Annotated in this window: 1 protein-coding gene; it reads left to right on the top strand. The window is 66.5% G+C overall.

Annotation, left to right across the window (positions count from 1 at the left end; all coding sequences use genetic code 11):
- On the top strand, positions 1 to 693 hold a 693-nt coding region (locus IJ15_RS0123855; protein WP_031940831.1), incomplete at both ends, for an alkaline phosphatase D family protein.

Below are 693 nucleotides of genomic sequence, written 5' to 3' on the forward strand. Positions count from 1 at the left end.
GCCCACCGCCACCTCGCCGAGGAGGACCTGGACTTCGTGGTGTGCCTGGGCGACTACGTGTACGAATTCACCATGCCCGGTGTCCGGGGCTTCGATGCCAACTTGTTCCCGCAAGGGCTCGACAGCATGCGCGACAAGTACCGCAGGTATCGGTCGGACGCCGACCTGAAACTGATGCACAGCCGGCATGCGTTCCTCCCACTCTGGGACGATCACGAGTTCCGCAACAATTACAGCAAGGACGGGTGGACGTTCCCGGTGATCTCACCGATCGAGGGCGCGATCGGGTTCCAGCAGAAGAAGCAGATGGCGTGGCAGGCGTGGTTCGAGCACATGCCGGTGCCCCGGTCCTCCGCCGATCCGCTGCGCAACTACCGGTCGCTGCGGGTGGGACGGACGGTGGAGTTGTTCGCACCGGACACCCGGCAGTACCGGGACCGGCAGGCGTGCGGAGACTCGCTCGACCACATCCTGTGTGCCGAGGCCGACGCGCCGGGCCGCACGATGCTCGGTGCGCCGCAGAAGCAGTGGCTGCTCGACGGCCTGACCGGTTCGGACGCGACATGGAAGGTGGTGGCGAACGCGAACATGATGATGGGCATGGTGGTGGCGGACAACGGCACCCGGGCCTACATGGACACGTGGGACGGCTACGGTGCCGAGCGGGCCGAGATCCTGTCCACCGCGGCCCAG

Source organism: Prescottella defluvii (assembly GCF_000738775.1).
Taxonomy (GTDB): Bacteria; Actinomycetota; Actinomycetes; order Mycobacteriales; family Mycobacteriaceae; genus Prescottella; species Prescottella defluvii.